Origin of the sequence: Fluviicoccus keumensis, from assembly GCF_004217445.1 — a bacterium.
GTDB classification, from domain to species: Bacteria; Pseudomonadota; Gammaproteobacteria; order Pseudomonadales; family Moraxellaceae; genus Fluviicoccus; species Fluviicoccus keumensis.
The window spans coordinates 15743-31980 of record NZ_SHKX01000002.1 but is presented as its reverse complement, the minus strand read 5'-3'; the positions used below and the strand labels follow the sequence as shown (position 1 = coordinate 31980).

Annotated in this window: 12 protein-coding genes and 1 tRNA gene; 6 read left to right on the top strand and 7 right to left on the bottom strand. The window is 62.3% G+C overall.

Going from position 1 to position 16238, the window contains the following annotated elements:
• The 6 genes from EV700_RS00495 to EV700_RS00470 all read left to right on the top strand — a co-directional run bounded on the left by EV700_RS00495 (window position 1) and on the right by EV700_RS00470 (window position 9443).
• Entirely contained in the window at window positions 1-2754 is a 2754-nt protein-coding gene (locus EV700_RS00495; protein ID WP_130410405.1) for a phosphotransferase, read from the top strand.
• A complete protein-coding gene (locus EV700_RS00490) occupies window positions 2751-5462 on the top strand; it encodes a phosphoenolpyruvate synthase (RefSeq protein ID WP_130410404.1) in 2712 nt (903 codons plus the stop codon). The genes EV700_RS00495 and EV700_RS00490 overlap by 4 nt, the downstream gene beginning before the upstream one ends.
• Before the next feature lie 97 nt (window positions 5463-5559).
• A complete protein-coding gene (locus EV700_RS00485) occupies window positions 5560-6672 on the top strand; it encodes a hypothetical protein (protein WP_130410403.1) in 1113 nt (370 codons plus the stop codon).
• On the top strand, window positions 6669-8282 hold the full coding sequence (locus EV700_RS00480) for a fatty acid CoA ligase family protein (protein WP_130410402.1): 1614 nt from the start codon (window positions 6669-6671) through the stop codon (window positions 8280-8282). The genes EV700_RS00485 and EV700_RS00480 overlap by 4 nt, the downstream gene beginning before the upstream one ends.
• The gene (locus EV700_RS00475; protein WP_130410401.1) at window positions 8279-8911 is read left to right on the top strand and encodes a CDP-alcohol phosphatidyltransferase family protein; all 633 of its coding nucleotides are present in this window, start codon (window positions 8279-8281) and stop codon (window positions 8909-8911) included. Before EV700_RS00480 ends, EV700_RS00475 begins: the two co-directional genes overlap by 4 nt.
• Window positions 8904-9443, top strand: coding sequence for a CDP-archaeol synthase (locus tag EV700_RS00470; RefSeq protein WP_165391278.1), 540 nt, complete (start codon window positions 8904-8906; stop codon window positions 9441-9443). Before EV700_RS00475 ends, EV700_RS00470 begins: the two co-directional genes overlap by 8 nt.
• On the opposite strand, the gene EV700_RS00465 is transcribed toward EV700_RS00470, so the two are convergent.
• The 7 genes from EV700_RS00465 to EV700_RS00435 form a co-directional block, all read right to left on the bottom strand.
• Entirely contained in the window at window positions 9440-9940 is a 501-nt protein-coding gene (locus EV700_RS00465; protein WP_130410399.1) for a GDYXXLXY domain-containing protein, read from the bottom strand. The two genes, EV700_RS00470 and EV700_RS00465, sit on opposite strands and share 4 nt — an antisense overlap.
• Window positions 9933-10994, bottom strand: coding sequence for a DUF4401 domain-containing protein (locus EV700_RS00460; RefSeq protein ID WP_130410398.1), 1062 nt, complete (start codon window positions 10992-10994; stop codon window positions 9933-9935). The genes EV700_RS00465 and EV700_RS00460 overlap by 8 nt, the downstream gene beginning before the upstream one ends.
• Window positions 10987-11955, bottom strand: a complete 969-nt coding sequence (locus tag EV700_RS00455; RefSeq protein WP_130410397.1) for a DUF2157 domain-containing protein — start codon at window positions 11953-11955, stop codon at window positions 10987-10989. Before EV700_RS00455 ends, EV700_RS00460 begins: the two co-directional genes overlap by 8 nt.
• Window positions 11956-12117: 162 nt before the next feature.
• Window positions 12118-12194 (bottom strand) — tRNA-Val (locus tag EV700_RS00450).
• Between the two features lie 18 nt (window positions 12195-12212).
• On the bottom strand, window positions 12213-14270 hold the full coding sequence (locus EV700_RS00445; protein ID WP_130410396.1) for a transglutaminase TgpA family protein: 2058 nt from the start codon (window positions 14268-14270) through the stop codon (window positions 12213-12215).
• Complete coding sequence (locus EV700_RS00440) at window positions 14267-15256, bottom strand: DUF58 domain-containing protein (protein WP_130410395.1); 990 nt, start codon at window positions 15254-15256, stop codon at window positions 14267-14269. The genes EV700_RS00445 and EV700_RS00440 overlap by 4 nt, the downstream gene beginning before the upstream one ends.
• Window positions 15243-16160, bottom strand: coding sequence for an AAA family ATPase (locus EV700_RS00435; protein ID WP_130410394.1), 918 nt, complete (start codon window positions 16158-16160; stop codon window positions 15243-15245). The genes EV700_RS00440 and EV700_RS00435 overlap by 14 nt, the downstream gene beginning before the upstream one ends.
• Window positions 16161-16238 lie beyond the last annotated feature (78 nt).

Genomic DNA, 16238 nt, shown 5'->3' with positions numbered 1-16238 from the left:
ATGTCAAACGTTCGTCCCTACGCGTTTACCCCCCACTACCTGTTCGGTGAAGAACACGCCGGGCTTTGCCAGTTCCAGCGTGAAGGCGTGGCCTATAGCGCCAATCCGGTGGATGTCTCCCGCGAGCACCTGTGCGTGGCCATTGACGAGTCGCTGACGCCGCCGGAAGTCGGGGAAACCATTCCCGATATCCGCATCCGCGTCCTGGATCGTGATTTCACTTTCCCCTGCCTGACCGTCAAGGCGGTGCGCCAGGAACCGTGGTGCCCTACCGAAATCGATTTCTGCACGCTGCATTGCGAGAACAGCATCCAGTACCTGTGGGAAATCAGCTACCTGCTGCGCAGCGCCCCGGCCCTGTCCAGCGATGTCAGCTATGACGACATCAGCCTGCCGAAGGTGCCCGCGCGTGGCCTGTACACTGAGGAAGCGCGGCAGGCGCGGCTGGAGTTCGTGCGCGAGGAAACCGGCGCGGCCATGGAAGAGGTGTCGCAAATCCGCCTTGACCCGCGCAAGCTGGTCAGCAACATCGAGGCGCTGATCGGTTCCGTGGAAGTGCCGGTGGGTGTCGCCGGGCCGCTGCACATCAAGGGCAGCCATGCGGGCGGCCTGTTCTACGCGCCGCTGGCCACCTCTGAAGGCGCGCTGGTGGCCTCGGCCACGCGCGGCGCCACCGCCCTCTCCCGTTCTGGCGGCGTCACCACCCGCGTGCTGGGTCAGCGGATGATGCGCGTGCCGGTGTTCGTCTTCGAAACGATGGCGAACTCGCTGTTCTTCGCCGAATGGATCAAGGACCACTACCGCGAACTGGCGGATGAAGTCGGCAAGTATTCCAACTACGCCTCGCTGGAAGAAGTGCAGCCCTATGTGCTGGGGCGCGCCGTGCACGTGCACTTCATTTACGAAACCGGTGATGCCGCCGGCCAGAACATGACCACGACCTGCACCTGGCAGGCCTGCCAGTGGATCCTCAAGCACATCAAGCGTTTTGAAGGGTTGCGCATCGAGAACTTCCTGATCGAGGCCAACCTGTCCAATGACAAGAAGGTGACTTACCAGACCTTCCTGAAGGGCCGCGGCGTGCGCGTGGTGGCGGAAGCGCTGCTGACCAAGGACACCTGCGAACGCATCCTCAAGATCAAGCCGCGGCAAATGGTGGCGGCCTACCAGTACATCGCCTCCGGTTCCATCGCGGCGGGCATGATCGGCATGAACATCAACGTCGCCAACATCATCGCCGCCATGTTTACGGCGCTGGGCCAGGACATCGCCTGCGTGCACGAGTCGTCGCTGGCGCACCTGCATATGGAACTGACCGACGACGACGACGTCTATTGCACCATGATGCTGCCGTCGCTGGTGATCGGCACCGTCGGCGGCGGCACCAACCTGCCGCAGCAGCGCGAATGCCTGGAAATGATCGGTTGCGCGGGTCCCGGCAAGGCGCACAAGCTGGCGGAAGTGATTGCCGCCTACTGCCTGGCGCTGGACATTTCGACGCTGTCCGCCGTGGCGTCCGACCAGTTCGCCCGCGCCCACGAGAAGCTGGGCCGCAACCGTCCGGTCAACTACCTGAAGATCGGCGACCTCAACCCCGAGTTCGTCAACCTGGCCGTGGCCAAGACCGGCCTGGCGAAGTTCCAGGTCAGCGAGATGACGGCGCTGAGCAAGAACATGGGCGGCTCCAGCATCATCACCGAACTGACCGCGCACAAGATCAACAAGCTGGTCGGCCACTTCCCCTTCCGCCTCGATACCGATCAGGGCGTGAAGGAAGTGATGATCAAGGTCAAGCCGCTGGATGCGGAAGTGATCCTGATGGTCAACAGCATGGCCAGCATGTGCAACCCGCGTCTGGCGCAGGAGTTCAACAACTTCCGCGACCACGTCGGTTTCAAGGGCTGCCACGTGCGCGAACTGGCGGTGATGAGCCAGGCCGACCCGCGCTTCACCCGGCACGCCCCGACCACCTACGGCGTGGTCAACGATCCGGAACGCGAGGCCTACATCATCATCCAGGAGAAGCTGAGCGGCATGGAGCACATGGACTCCGCCGACAACACTTCCGGCTGGACGCGTGAGCACATCGAGGCCGCCATCAAGGGCATCGCCGAAGTGCACAGCATCTGGCTGGGCCGCGAGGAAGAACTGAAGCAGCAGCCGTGGCTGGTGGATTACCCGACCACACAAAACATGAAGGAAAAGCTGCGGCTGTGGGAATTGCTGGGCGTGCATTCGCGCGAGGAGTTTCCGGAATGGTTCTCGGAGCAGGATCTGGCTTATTACCGCGACATCGTGCACAGCATCGGCGACTGGTGGTCGCTGATTGAAATGATGCCGCGCACGCTGATCCACAACGACTTCAACCCGCGCAACATCGCTTTCCGCCGCGACGCCGACGGCAAGCTCTGCCTGTGCGCCTATGACTGGGAACTGGCCACGCTGCACCTGCCGCAACACGACCTGGTCGAACTGATCGGCTTCACGCTGTACGACCCGCTGGATCCGGCCGAGGTGGAACATTACATCGAACTGCACCGCACCGAGCTGGAACGCCACAGCGGCATGACGCTGGACTCGGTGATGTGGAAGCGCGGTTATGTGCTGGCGCTGATGGACATGCTGGTGAACCGCCTGCCGATGTACATGATGGCGCACACCTTCCGCCACTACGAGTTCATGGAGCGCGTCTACCGCACCTTCCGCGCCATGCTGGACATTGAACAGGTCGGCCAGCCGGGAGTGAAGCCATGAGCCGCTGCCTGTATGCGCAGGAAGAGGCGCTCTTCCTGAACCCGGAACTGCTGGGCGGCAAGGCGGCCAACCTCGCCTGGCTCAGCCGCGAGGGCTTGCCGGTGCCGCGCTGGTGGGTGGTGACGACCGATATCTTCACCCGCTTGCTGCGCGAAAACGGTCTCAGCGAGATGGTCGTCCGGGAACTGGCCGGTATCGGCCCGGACACGGACCCGGCGGCGATTGAACCGATTGCGTCACGCATCCAGACGGAAGTCCTGCGCGCCAAGCTGTCCGGCGACCTGCTGCAGGCCATCGGCGAGCTGGTGAAAGGTCGCGAGGAACAGTTCTTCGCCGTGCGCTCCTCGGTGCTGGGAGAAGATGCCCAAGGCGCGTCCTTCGCCGGGCAGATGGACAGTTACCTGTTCCAGCGCGGCCGGGCCGATATCGGCGCCAGCCTGCTGCGCGTCGCCGCCTCCGCCTTCAACGCCCGCGCCCTGCAGTACCGCATCGCCAAGGGCATCGCGCTGGATGATATCCGCGCCGCCGTCATCATTCAGGAAATGATCGAGGGCGAAGTTTCGGGCGTGATGTTCACCGCCCATCCGCTGACCGGCAGCCGCCGCCATGCGCTGATTTCCGCCGCCTGGGGCGTGGGTGAAGGCATCGTCGCCGGCATCTGCAACACCGACGAGTTCAGCGTCGGCCTCTTCGATAACACCATCGACAAGCAGCTGGCCGACAAGGACCAGGCCGTGGTCTTCGACCGCGAAGCCGGACGGGGCACCAAGGAAATCCATCTGGACGGCGAACAGCGGCACATCGCCTGCCTGTCCGACGCACACATTCTCAAGCTGCGCGACATCGGCCTGAAGATCGCCACGCTGCAACATTTCCCGCAGGACATTGAATGGGCCATCCGTCAGGATCAGGTCTACATCCTGCAAACCCGGCCGGTGACCCGCCTGCCGGAGCCGAAGGAGCCGGTCGGCCGCCGCATCGTCTTCGACAATTCCAACATCCAGGAATCGTACTGCGGCGTCACCACCCCGCTGACCTTCAGCTTCGCCAACCGCGCCTACGCCACCGTCTACGAACAGACGATGCGCGTGCTGGGCGTCAGCGAAAAGCGTATCGCCGAGCACCGCGATATGCTCGACAACATGCTGGGGCTGGTGCATGGCCGGGTCTACTACAACATCAACAACTGGTATCGCGGCCTGTTGCTGCTGCCCGCCTTCAAGACCAACAAGGCGGACATGGAGCGGATGATGGGTCTCACCGATCCGGTCGATCTGGTGCAGGACCGCGAGTTCAGCTTCGGCGAGAAACTGCTGCGCCTTCCGCAGGTATTGCGCGCGCTGTTCAACCTGCTACGCGGCTTCCGCCAGATGGGACAGCGCGTCACCGAGTTCCGCGCCCTGTTCGAGAACGCCTACCGCAGCATCGACCGCGACCACCTGCACACCCGCACCCCTGGTGAGCTGATTGATGAAGCGCGCCGCCTCGACCGCGACCTGCTGCAACGCTGGACTTCGCCGATCATCAACGACTTCTACGTGATGATGATGAACGGCAAGGTGCACCGCACGCTGGTCGACGCCGGCTTCACCGAACCGGCGGTGTTGCAGAACAACCTGCTGTCCGGCGAGGAAGGCATCGAAAGCACCGAACCGACCAAGATGCTGCTGCGCATGTGCGCCTACATCCGCACCAACCCCGCCTTGCGCGCGCTGGTCGAGAGCGGCGACAACCACACCCTGCTCGCCCGCGTGCAGGTGCAGGATGCTGACTTTTATGCCCAGTGTCTGGATTACATCGAGCGTTACGGCGACCGCACCATCGGCGAGTTGAAGCTGGAGTCGGTGACGCTGCGCCAGGACACCGCCTTCCTGTTTGCCGTGCTGAAGAACTACCTGACCCGCAACGACCTGACGCCGGAAACGCTGGCCGCCAAGGAAGCGCAGTTCCGCGACTCCGCCGAGGAAGAAGCCTTCACCGCCATCCGCAACAAGCTGGGCAGCCGCGCGCTGGCTAACTTCAAGAAGAACCTCGACAAGCTGCGCGACGCCATCCGCAACCGCGAGAACATGCGCCTGGCCCGCACCCGCGTCTTCGGCTTGTACCGCGACCTGTTCCTGGAAATCGGCAGCCAGTTCGCCTTCAGCGGCCTGCTGGACGACAAGCGCGACGTGTTCTATCTCTCCGTGGATGAACTGTACGCCATGCAAGACGGCCGCGCCGTGCAACTCAGCCTGAAGGCGCTGGTGGCCGGGCGCAAGGCCGAGTTCGCCGAATACCAGAAGGCCGATTTGCCGCACCACTTCTGGACGCACGGCATGGTGTATTACCAGAATAGTTACCGCTATCCCTTTGAAGTGGAAGAAGAAGCCACCGGTAATGAATTGAAGGGAACCGGCTGCTATCCAGGCGTGGTGGAAGAGAAAATCCGCTTGATTTTCAGCCCGGACGACGAGTTGTCGCTGAACGGCCAGATCCTCTGTACCGTACGCACCGATCCGGGTTGGGCGCCGCTGTTCCCGACGGCGGGCGGTATTCTGGTCGAACGCGGCTCAACGCTGTCTCACTCGGCGGTGGTGGCGCGTGAACTGGGCATTCCGGCGATTGTCGGTATTCCCGGCATTACCCAGAAGTTGCAGGATGGGGAGAAGGTGCGCATGGACGGGGCGAAAGGGACGATTGTGCGGTTGGATAGCCAAGAGCTTTGATAGTTCGTAGGGGCGCACGGCGTGCACCCTTTTGAATCAAACAGATATTGTGTTCGTTGACGAGGGCGCACGCAGTGCGCCCCTACGGTGACTCGAAATGACCGGCATCATGACTTCGTGGAATCCTTCCGCTGTGCTCCCCGACGCCTTCCTCGACCTGCCCGCGCGGATCTACGCCAACGACCCGTTCTGGCTGGGCGAGGACCCGGCTTCGGTGCGGCAGCAATTCAGTGCCCTTAATCCGTGGTTCGACGAGGGCCAGGCCTGGGTCGGCGTGGTTCCCGGTAAGGCGCGGCTGGCGGGGTTCGTGGTGCCGGGCCAGCTGGTGGATGGCGAACAGGCCGCTTTCTTCGGTTTCTGGGAAACAATCAATGAGTTGGAAGCCAATCTTCAACTTTTTGACGAACTGAAGTCCTGGGCGCGCGTGCACGGCGCGACCCGCCTGTATGGTCCGATCAACTTCACCACCTTCGGCGCGAACCGGGTACGGCTGGACGGTTTTGAGCACGGTGCGTTTCCCGGCGAGCCGTGGAACCCCGATTACTACCCGGTGTTGCTGGAACAACTCGGGCTGGATATCCGCTACCGTTATATTTCCACTTTCGCCAAGGTGGACGAGATCATCCCGCCGGTAAAGCGGGACTACCTGCGCGTCAAACCGCAGCTGGAACAGGCCATCCGCTTCAAGCCGATGACCGCCGACTACTGGGTTGATCACCTGGACGAGCTGTACGGTTTTGTCGGTCAGGTATTCGGGGCCAACTTCGCCTATACCCCGATTTCCCTGGAAACCTTCCGGCAGGTTTGCGGACCCGACTTTGCCCGCAAGTTCTGTCCGCAAACCTCGGTGCTGGCGGAAAGCCTGGACGGACGCATCGCCGGGTTCTTCCTGGTTTATCCGGATTACGGGCCGCTGATGCGCCAAACATTGCCTGCCCCCCTTCCCACCGCGCTCGTTGACTACGATTCCTGCGCCGCGCTGCTGCCGCAACCGCGTCTGGCGCTGGCGAAAACCGGCGGCGTCCATCCCGATTTCCGGACGTTCGGTCTTTTTACCGCCATGAGTTGCGAACTGACGTTGAGGGCGGAAGGTGTGTATGATGAAATAGCCGGCGCGCTGGTGCGCGAGGATAACGCCTCGCTCAACTTTGCCGCGCGACACGGGACTGCCCGGCATCATCATTATGCGTTGTTTGGAACCCCTTTATGAGCGGAAGCAATCTCGTCCAGCCCCTCTTCGCCGCCTGGGATACCCATCCCGACAAATCCGCCCTGCGGATTCCGCGCATGCGCGGGGTGGAATGCCTGTCCGAGCAGCACCTGACCTTCGGCCAATTGAAAGACGAAGTCGGCCGCTATCAGCGCGCCCTGGACGCCCTTGACCTGAAGAAAGGCGACCGCGTCCTGGTGCTGTCCCGGGTGCGCGCCGAACTGTATGTCCTCATGGTGGCGTTGCTGGGACTGGGGCTGGTGCCGGTACTGATTGACCGCGGCATGAGCGCGGGCCGCATCCGCGCCGCCATCCGCCTGAGCGGCGCGCAGGTCGCCATCGGTGAAAGCGATATCCTGCGTTACTGGTGGTTCTTCCCGCCGATGTGGTGGATGAAACGCCTGGCGCTGGACGGCAAGACCCTGGGGGTCGAGGATTTCAACACCTGGCTTCCCACCCACTTCGAACCCCGCATCGAATTGCTCGCCAAAGACGCCCATGGCCTGATCACCTACACTTCCGGCAGCACCGGTGTCCCCAAGGGGGCCGACCGCACCCATGACAGCCTGATCGCCCAGCATCACGCCATCCGCGAACACTGGCAGGACCAGCCGGATGATATCGACTGCCCCAGCTTCCCGGTGCTGGTGCTGCACAACCTTTGTTGCGGTATCACCACGGTATTGCCGAAGGTCGATCTGGCCACGCCCGGCCGTTTCGACCCTGTGGAACTGGTCAAGCAACTGCAGCAGGAAGGCGTTACCCGTCTGTCCGCTGCGCCCGCCTTCATGCAACATCTTTGCGACTACGCCATTGCCCATCAGGTGCAGCTGCCCGGCATCCGGGCGGTCGCGATCGGCGGTTCGACCTTGCCCTCCCGACTGGTCAACCGGTTATCGGTGGTATTTCCCGCTGCGCATATCGTCGGCGTCTACGGCTCTACCGAGGCGGAACCCATTGCCGATGTGCAGCTGGACGAACTCCTGCGTGAGGGCGACAGCCACGACGGCCATCTGGTCGGTTATCCGGCGCGATCCGCCACCGTCTGCATCGTGCCGATAGGACAGGTGTTGAAAGACGACGCCAAGGTACGGCGCGTCCAGTGTGCGGCGATGACCATCGGTGAAGTGCTGGTTTCCGGCAAGCATGTATTGAAAGGCTATATCGACAATCCGGATGCCACCCGCGAAAGCAAGATTCCCCGCGCCGACGGTACGGTCTGGCACCGCACCGGCGATGCCGGTTATATCGACGAACGCGGCCGCCTGTGGCTGGTGGGGCGCATCAAGGACGGCATCAAGGTGGGCGACCGCATCATCTGGCCCTACCCGCTGGAAAAGGAGCTGGATGACCTGCCCGGCATCCATCGCGCGGCCGCCATTGCCTGGGATGGCCGCCTCCTGCTGGTGCTGGAGTCCGCCTCCGCCACACCGTTGGACATGAGCGCCATTGTTGAACTGATGCGACAATCCGGTATTTTCCGGGTCAGTTGGGCCACGGTTCCCGCGTTGCCGGTCGATGGGCGTCATAACAGCAAGATAGACCGCCTGCTGTTGCGGAAATGGCTGGAGCAAGCCAAGTTGCGGCCTCAGGATCTGGAGCTGTCATGAAACACAGCGATCGTTACATCATCAGGCTGAACCCTGTCGATTGCCTGACGCTCAGCGGCGTTGTCACCAGCCTGGGCGCGCTGGCGCTGGCGCTCAAGGGGCAGTTCTATCTGGCCGCCGCGCTGCTGTTCATCGCCATGCTGGGCGACGCGCTGGACGGCATGCTGGCGCGCAAGTACCGGCTGGAGCGCCCCTTCGGACGCTATCTGGACGGTTTCATGGACGTCCTGATTTACCTGGTCACCCCCGCCTTCATTCTCTACACCCACGGCATGGACGGCTTCTGGTCGATCCCGATCCTGATCATGGTGGCCAGCGGCTGCGTGCGGCTGGCGGTATTCAACGATATCGGCAACATCCAGGAAGAGACCGGCGGACTGGCCTATCTGGGCATGCCGGTGTTCTGGAGCGTACTGTTGCTGGCCGGATTCCTGCTGGCCGACTTTACCCTTCCCGCCCTGTGGCTGAACGGGCTGATGACGCTGGTGCTGCTTTCCTTCAGCCACAACATGCTGCTGCGCCGTCCTTTCTTCAAGTTCACGAAGCTATGGCAAATTCTGGCCATTACGCTCGGCGGCGCCGCCATTTTCCTGGTGCTGCATGTTTCCGGACGCATCCCCCTTGTTTGACGCACTGCTGACCGCCTGGTATCTGCAACTGCCGGTGATTGTCGGCGGGGTGCTGCACATGGTGGTGGTGACACGCAACCTGTGGCCATCTTTGTGCATTCCGGTGCATCAACCGCTGTTTGGCGCGAACAAGACCTGGCGCGGCATCATTGCCGTTCCCCTGCTGACCGCCTTCGGCGCCATCCTGTTATGGCCGCTGGAGTGGCTGTTGCAGGCACGATCGCCGTTGCACGGCAATGCGCTGTGGCTGGCCGGGATCGTGGCCGGGCTGGGGTATGTGCTGGCGGAGCTGCCCAACTCCTTCCTCAAGCGCCGTCTGGGCATCGCGCCGGGCGCCACGCCGAACCGGGCCAAATACCTGTTCATCCTGCTGGATCAACTCGATTCCGGCATTGGCGTAGCGCTGGCCTACCTGTTGTTCCTGCCAACGTCGTGGAGCGTATTCACCGCTTTCGTACTGTCCTTTCCGCTGACCGCACTGCTGGTCAAACGCCTGCTGTTCTGGGCGCGCCTGAAGAAATCGGCGGTCTAGCGCGTTCCCAGCCGCCGATATCCGGCATCGTAAAGCCCCGTCAGCAGCAAGCCGCCGGCTTCATTCACGCGAAACTCCCCGTAACGCGCCGGCTGAAATACCGCCGCCTGTCCTTCAGGAAAGAAATAGGCATTGCTGGCCAGTTTCAACTGACCGCGCCGGACCCGGTATTGCAGGGCCAGCTCGCCCGGACGCAGCGTGTCGGGACGTGTCCGCTCTACCTGTTTCAAGGTCGCCACCGCATGCTCATCCAGCTGCACCAGCAGGAAACCGTCGTCCGTATCACGTTGCGCGCCGGAGCGCGTTTGCATCAGTTCACGTTCCAGCGCATAGCGCAGGCGCATGTAATCTCCCTGCATCAAGGATCGCGGGTCCACCGGCGCCAACGGCAGCAACACCCATGCGCCGTCTCGCAGCTGCCGTTCCTTGTCCAGCACCGCCTGATTCACCAGCAGCAGGATCAATATCCCGAAAACCGCCATCAATCCTCTACGCATGGCGTTCATCCTCCCGGCCCAGCCAGTGCAAGACCGCATAGGCCAGCAGGAACACCAGCCCCCCGCCCCCCAGAATCGCCGACTTGGTCAATAACGGGGTTTGCATCAGGTAGTAGTAGCGAAACAGGAAACCCCAGAACACGGTGGTGCCCAATCCCGCCAGCACCGGGTTTGAACGGGCGAAACCCAGCACCAGCATCAGCCAGGCCACCGTCAACCCCTGGGCCTGCGTCGACCACAGGGCGACTGCCACGATTCCCGCCCAGGCCAATCCGCGCATGCGCGCCGACATCATCGCTGCCCGCTGATGCAGCAACCAACCCGCCGTCCCCATCCAGACCAGCGCCACCAACGCCTCATTCAGGTTGCGCAAGAACACCGTCGGCGGCTGCACCTCCTGATGACGCAGCATTTCCGCCAGCAAGGTCGGCCCCAGCAAAGCCAGACCATACGTCTGCAAAAGCGCAATGGCGATGGCGGCTGTTACCGGGCTCCAGATGGCCGCCTTTGCCATCCGGTGATTTTCCGTGAGCATCACCCAGGCCAACGCCGCCGACAAGCATCCCGACACCAGCCACAGCAGGGGCGTATGGGCGGAAGCGAACGTCAGCGCATAAATCACCGCCATGGCGCTGATGAAACGGTGTACCGGCAAGGGAATCCGGAGCACCAGCACCACCTGCAAACCCGCCCACAACAGCCAGAACACGCTTGTGTCCCAATAATCCTTGAAACCGCCCAGCAGCATCACCTGCCCGGCCAGACTGAATACCAGCCCGAACTGCGCCCGGAAGTCGGAGCCGGATGGCCGATGCAGCAACGCGGCGGCCAGCGCCGTCAGCAAGCCGCCCAACGCCAGCAGCGACCCGGACTGACGGAACAAATCGTGAAACAAGGTTCCCAGAAAAATCAGCAGGCAGACCGCCGCTAGCCAGCCGGACAGGCCCTGCACCGCCCGCACATACCAAGGGGCCGGCCGCTCTTCCGACGGCATCTCGCCTTGAACCACGCCCGCCGCACGCAGGCGCTCCCACAATTCCCGACCGTCATTCATGGGGAACCTCCCGGAAAACCGCCTTCAACCAGCGTACCGCCGCGGCGGAGCACACCATCATCCACAGGCTCATGGTGAGAAACGCGAATAATCCGTCGCCGTGAAACAAGTACTTGCCCAACGCCGATGTGCTGACCACCATCACCGAAAACACCATTCCGGCCAGCATGAACAGATCGTGCAGCCGATAGCGGTAAACGGCCAATATCGCACCCGCCCAGGCCAGATAGACCGTCAGCACCGGCAACAGGCCCATATCCGGATTCAGCACCTTTTCCAGCGTCTGCAGGCTGACCGCCGCTCCACCCGCCAACGCCAGCAAACGGGGGCCGGAACGGCCCGGCAACCAGTCCACTTGGCGGGTTTTCCATTCCCATAACGCCAAACCGGCGTTGTTCAGCAGGAACAGCAACCAGACCGGCTCGTCACCGCGCGCAAACCAGCCCGACAGCACGCCGCCGCTGCCGTAATACAAGGGTACGGCGACATTCACCAGCACCGCCAGCAACAACCATAGCGACGCGGCGCGCCCCAACAGGGCCAGGGGCAGAATCAGGCCCGCCCAGGTTGCAAACAACTGCCAGGTATCCGCACCGGTCTGGTAGGTTTGCCCGAAATAGGCCAACAAGACGCCGGTGAGCACCCCGGCGGCAGTCAGGGCCATTTTCCCGGCGGGCCGGTCAAAGCGCAGCCACGCCGCCGCCAGACTCAGCGCCAGACCCAGTTCAATCAGGCCAAAGCGCGCGAAACGGCCCAAGGCATCCCAGTTGGCGGCAAAAAAGAAAGCGACGCTGGCCAGCAGCAACGCACCGGCATTGAACAGCAGGAAGCGTTCCAGGAAGCGACGCCACTGGGCCGGCGTGGGTTCTATACCGGCAATGCCGAAAGCGGTATCCAGGTGTTCCGGGGGCAGGACGCCGCTTTCCAGCCAGTGACGGAGGCGGGTTTTGTCGAGGCTCATCAGGATATCCGTAATGTCGGGAGTGCTGACAGCATAGGCGCAGAGGGGGTTGCGCCTCTAGCGGATATTGTTTGATTTTGGATGAAGGGGAAATCACGGCGCTGAAATGGTCGCCAAAGAAAAAGCCCCTTGGCTTTTGGGCTCAAGGGGCTTTTCCGAAGATGGTAGACGCAACTGGACTCGAACCAGCGACCCCCACCATGTCAAGGTGGTGCTCTAACCAGCTGAGCTATGCGTCTGTTTCTGTGGGGCGTATATTAGGGGGAATCTTTTCCTTCAGCAACAGAAACTTCAACCAATTGCGTCTTTTGTGGTCGATACGCGGGCCATGTGCGCATTAATTGGGCAAGTTGCCGCACCGACACTGCATCTCCCGCATTCCTGGGGGCATAACGCAGCCGTTCATACTCGGCGGCAAAGGCTTTTGCGTGCGCTTCCCACTGCGGCTGGGCGACGCCGACACGCGCCATCCACGCCAGCACGCCTTCACCCGGATGACGCTGCAAGCCCCGCCGCGCCCAGCGGGCTGAAAGCTTCAACACCAGCGCATCGGCCGGGTCCACCGGACGACGGTGACGCACGATGGTCCACGCGGCCAACAGCAACGCCACGGCCACCAACGCCCCGAACATGACGCCCAGTTGCCGCCACATGGAGGAATTGCCCAGCAGGTGATAGAGAAACTCTTCCTGACTGTGCGTGTCATAACCCACCACATCGCGCTGCCAGCGGTAATTCAGATAGTCCACCATGTTGCGCAGCTTGCCGAGCAGGCGGTAATTGTTGAAACGCACCGCGCTCATGGCGGAATTGCCCCACATCGCCTGGTTATCGGCAACGGCATTCATCCCCTGCTCGATCCGGGTAGGCGCAACCGCAGAGGTCGGATCGAACTGCACCCAGCCACGATCCGGCAGCCAGGCCTCAACCCAGGCATGCGCGTCCATCTGGCGGATTTCCCAGGAGTCGCCGGTCGGGCTGGGTTCGCCGCCCTGATAGCCGGCCACCACGCGCGCCGGAACGCCGCCCGCGCGCAGCAGGAAGGTGAACGACGACGCATAATGCTCGCAGAAACCGCGCTTGGTCCGGAACAGGAAGTCATCAATACGGTTATTACCCAACGGCGGCGGATCCAGCGTATAGGTGAACGGCGAATTGCGGTACCAGCGCAGAATGGCGTTAATGTATTCCCGTTCACTGCCATAGTGCTGACGCCATTGCTTCGCCATCTGCCTTGCTGTCGGGTTTCCCAACGCGGGCAATTGCAGGTTTTCGCGCAGCAACCATTCAGGCAGCACCGGATCCAGCGCCACCACATCATACCGGTCCGCTTCATAGGTCAGCCGCTGGAAGACCGGGTCGCGGCTCAGCAACATGAAATCGCGGGTAAGGCCAATATCCTGCACCCGCCCGGTGGAAACCACCAGCGAATAGAGCCAGGGCTTGTCACTGGCCTCCATGATGACCCGGTAATGCAGCGGGTTCAGGCTGCGGATCTTGATGCTTTCCTGCACCCAGTAGGGGAACTCGACCTGACTCCAGGCGACTGTTCCGCCATTGGCCATGCGGGCATCCGTGCTGGGGCGCCAGGTCTTGCCGTCAAAATGACTGAAGGTCAGGCCGCGCCAGTACATTTCATTCTTGGGCGGCGGATTGTGATCGGGGAACTCCACCCGGAACGCCAGTTCGGTGGAACGCCCCAGGCTGACCATGTCACCGGGAGACATCGAGTCCGACATGCCGATCTTGCCGCTACCCGCGGACAACTTCATCGTCCATAACGGCGGCAGACGGGGAAAGAACATGAACAGGATCAGCATCAGCGGCACGGCCTGTCCCAACATGACCATCGCCTTCCGCAAGCCAACCTGTGCCGGAATGTCGCGCAGGTTATTCACCACCAGCGCCATGGTCACCACCAGCATGGCCAGCAGGCAATACGCGGAAGCAAACAGCCCCTGTTCGAACAGGAAGGCCGTCGCCAGCACAAACAAGGACAGCACCATCAGGATGTAGTAATCGCGGTCGTTGCGGTATTCCAGCAACTTCATCGCCAGGCAGAAGATCAGGAAGGCGACCCCGGCTTCCGGGCCGAACCAGGTATGAAAGGTGGCGCCGATTCCCGCAGTGCCCGCCAGCAGGATCGGGGCCAGCACCCATTTGCCTGGCAGCGGGATGCGCCCCTCCACCATCGGCAATCGCCATAGCAGCGACAAGGCCAGCACGGCGGACAACCACCCCGGCAGGCGGGTCAGGTGCGGCGCCAGGGACACCGTGAGCGCCAGCAGCAGCCAGTAGCGGATGCGTGGATTCATGGCTCGCTTACCTCAAACAGGGCCAACGCCTCCAGACATTCCAGCCGGTGCCGGGGGCCGTGCGCCACCGCAATCTGCCGCCCGGGCAGATGCAGGGCGTAGGCTTGATGCGTTTGATGCAGCTTTTCCACCCACCAGGCCAATCGCGATAACCGCGCTTCACGATCCAGACCCGGCATCGCCATGTAATCCAGCGTGTCGCTGCCGGACACCGGCTCGCTATAGGTCTTGACCTGCATGCCCTGGCCCCGCGCCAGATGCTTCCACGAAACATGCGCCAACGGATCGCCGGGCACAAAGCTGCGCAGGCCTTCAAAATCGTCCTGGCCGGGACGGCGGCGGCGGCTGGATTCCGCTTCATCGGCCTCACCGGCTCCCACCGGCATGGCGTCGGACGCTACCGGCCTGGGATATACCACCGCATCCAGATCCAGATCCAGCCAGGTCCAGGCCCGCAGCAAACCCAAGGGATAGGTAGTGGTAATCTTCAGTCGGGGCGGATGAAAACGGCCGCGCCGCTCGGCGTGCAGGTATAGCGTCACTTCACGCGGCTGATCCACCAGCGACACCATTTCATGCGCATCCGCCCAATCCAGCATCAGGCTGTAATACAGCCTGCCGTTGGGATTGGACAGGCTGATCGAAAACCCCGCCGGTTCTCCGGCAAAAGCGGGCACCGTGCCGCGCGTGGTGATGCGCAGACCCGACAGGTTGGCGAAGGTATGGTGCATGGCGATGACCAGCAGGCTGCCCAGCAGGAAGCACATGCCCAATAACAGGTTGTTGGCGTAATTGATGCCCGCCACGAACAGGGACAACAGCAGCAGCGTGAAAATGCCGCCATGACTGGTCAGGAAAATGAACACCCGCCGCTGGTTGAGCACGATGTCCCGCGTGGGCGGAATGCGGCGGCGCAACCAGGCGTTCCACCGGTTCCGGTATGCGGCTTTGAGGGCGTCGGAAATGGCCATGTCAGGGCAGGACATCCACCGCTTGCATCAGCTGGTGGGTTAATGAATGCACCCGCCCCTGATCTTCGATGCCGCCGCGCAGCCGGTGTTCAGCCACCGGCGGCAGCACGGCCTGGACGTCTTCCGGTTGCACAAACTGGCGCCCTTCAATGAAGGCCCAGGCTTGCGTGGCGCGTTTCAGGGCCAGCAACCCGCGCGGGGACAGACCGTGCGGGAAATCATGGTTCTGGCGGGTATGCGTGACAAGCCGCAGCAGGTAATCCAGCACGGCATCGCTGAGATGCACCTTGTCAATCTGCTGCTGCCAGGCCTCCAGGCGGTCGACATCCACCATCGGTTGCAGCGTGGCCAGAATCTTGCGGCGGTCGGTGCCGGTCAGCAGTTCGCGCTCGGCGCGCAAATCCGGATAACCCAGCTGGATACGCATCAGGAAGCGGTCCAATTGGGATTCGGGCAAGGGAAAGGTTCCCATCTGGCTCATCGGATTCTGGGTCGCAATCACAAAAAACGGTTTCGGCAGCGGACGGGTTACGCCATCCGAGGTCACCTGCCCCTCTTCCATCGCTTCCAGCAAAGCACTTTGCGTCTTCGGCGAGGTCCGGTTGATTTCATCCGCCAGCAGCACCTGACTGAAAATCGGGCCGGGCCGGAACACGAATTCCTGTTCTGACGGGTTGAAGATGGAGACGCCGATAATGTCGGCGGGCAGCATGTCACTGGTGAATTGCAGGCGTTGATAGCTGAGTCCCAGTACACGGGCCAGGGCTTCCGCCAGTGTCGTCTTGCCCATGCCGGGCAGGTCTTCGATCAGCAGATGGCCACGGGCCAACAGACAGGCCAGCGCCAGCTTGATCTGGGTCTGCTTGCCCAGAATGACGGCATTGACGGAGGCCAGGACTTCTTGGACGGGAGAGCTCATGCGCCTTTCCTGAGTTTATTGTTGGCGTCTACCTTAGCGGAGTCGGGCGTGAAGGGGAATGTGTTAAAACGTGAATCT

Excerpts from the sequence above, each read along its gene's own strand:
- EV700_RS00445 (WP_130410396.1), bottom strand. The coding sequence starts at position 14,270 with ATGAATCCACGCATCCGCTACTGGCTGCTGCTGGCGCTCACGGTGTCC.
- EV700_RS00480 (WP_130410402.1), top strand. The coding sequence starts at position 6,669 with ATGAGCGGAAGCAATCTCGTCCAGCCCCTCTTCGCCGCCTGGGATACC.
- EV700_RS00460 (WP_130410398.1), bottom strand. The coding sequence starts at position 10,994 with ATGAATGACGGTCGGGAATTGTGGGAGCGCCTGCGTGCGGCGGGCGTG.
- EV700_RS00465 (WP_130410399.1), bottom strand. The coding sequence starts at position 9,940 with ATGCGTAGAGGATTGATGGCGGTTTTCGGGATATTGATCCTGCTGCTG.
- EV700_RS00485 (WP_130410403.1), top strand. The coding sequence starts at position 5,560 with ATGACCGGCATCATGACTTCGTGGAATCCTTCCGCTGTGCTCCCCGAC.
- EV700_RS00490 (WP_130410404.1), top strand. The coding sequence starts at position 2,751 with ATGAGCCGCTGCCTGTATGCGCAGGAAGAGGCGCTCTTCCTGAACCCG.
- EV700_RS00455 (WP_130410397.1), bottom strand. The coding sequence starts at position 11,955 with ATGAGCCTCGACAAAACCCGCCTCCGTCACTGGCTGGAAAGCGGCGTC.
- EV700_RS00475 (WP_130410401.1), top strand. The coding sequence starts at position 8,279 with ATGAAACACAGCGATCGTTACATCATCAGGCTGAACCCTGTCGATTGC.
- EV700_RS00495 (WP_130410405.1), top strand. The coding sequence starts at position 1 with ATGTCAAACGTTCGTCCCTACGCGTTTACCCCCCACTACCTGTTCGGT.
- EV700_RS00435 (WP_130410394.1), bottom strand. The coding sequence starts at position 16,160 with ATGAGCTCTCCCGTCCAAGAAGTCCTGGCCTCCGTCAATGCCGTCATT.
- EV700_RS00440 (WP_130410395.1), bottom strand. The coding sequence starts at position 15,256 with ATGTCCTGCCCTGACATGGCCATTTCCGACGCCCTCAAAGCCGCATAC.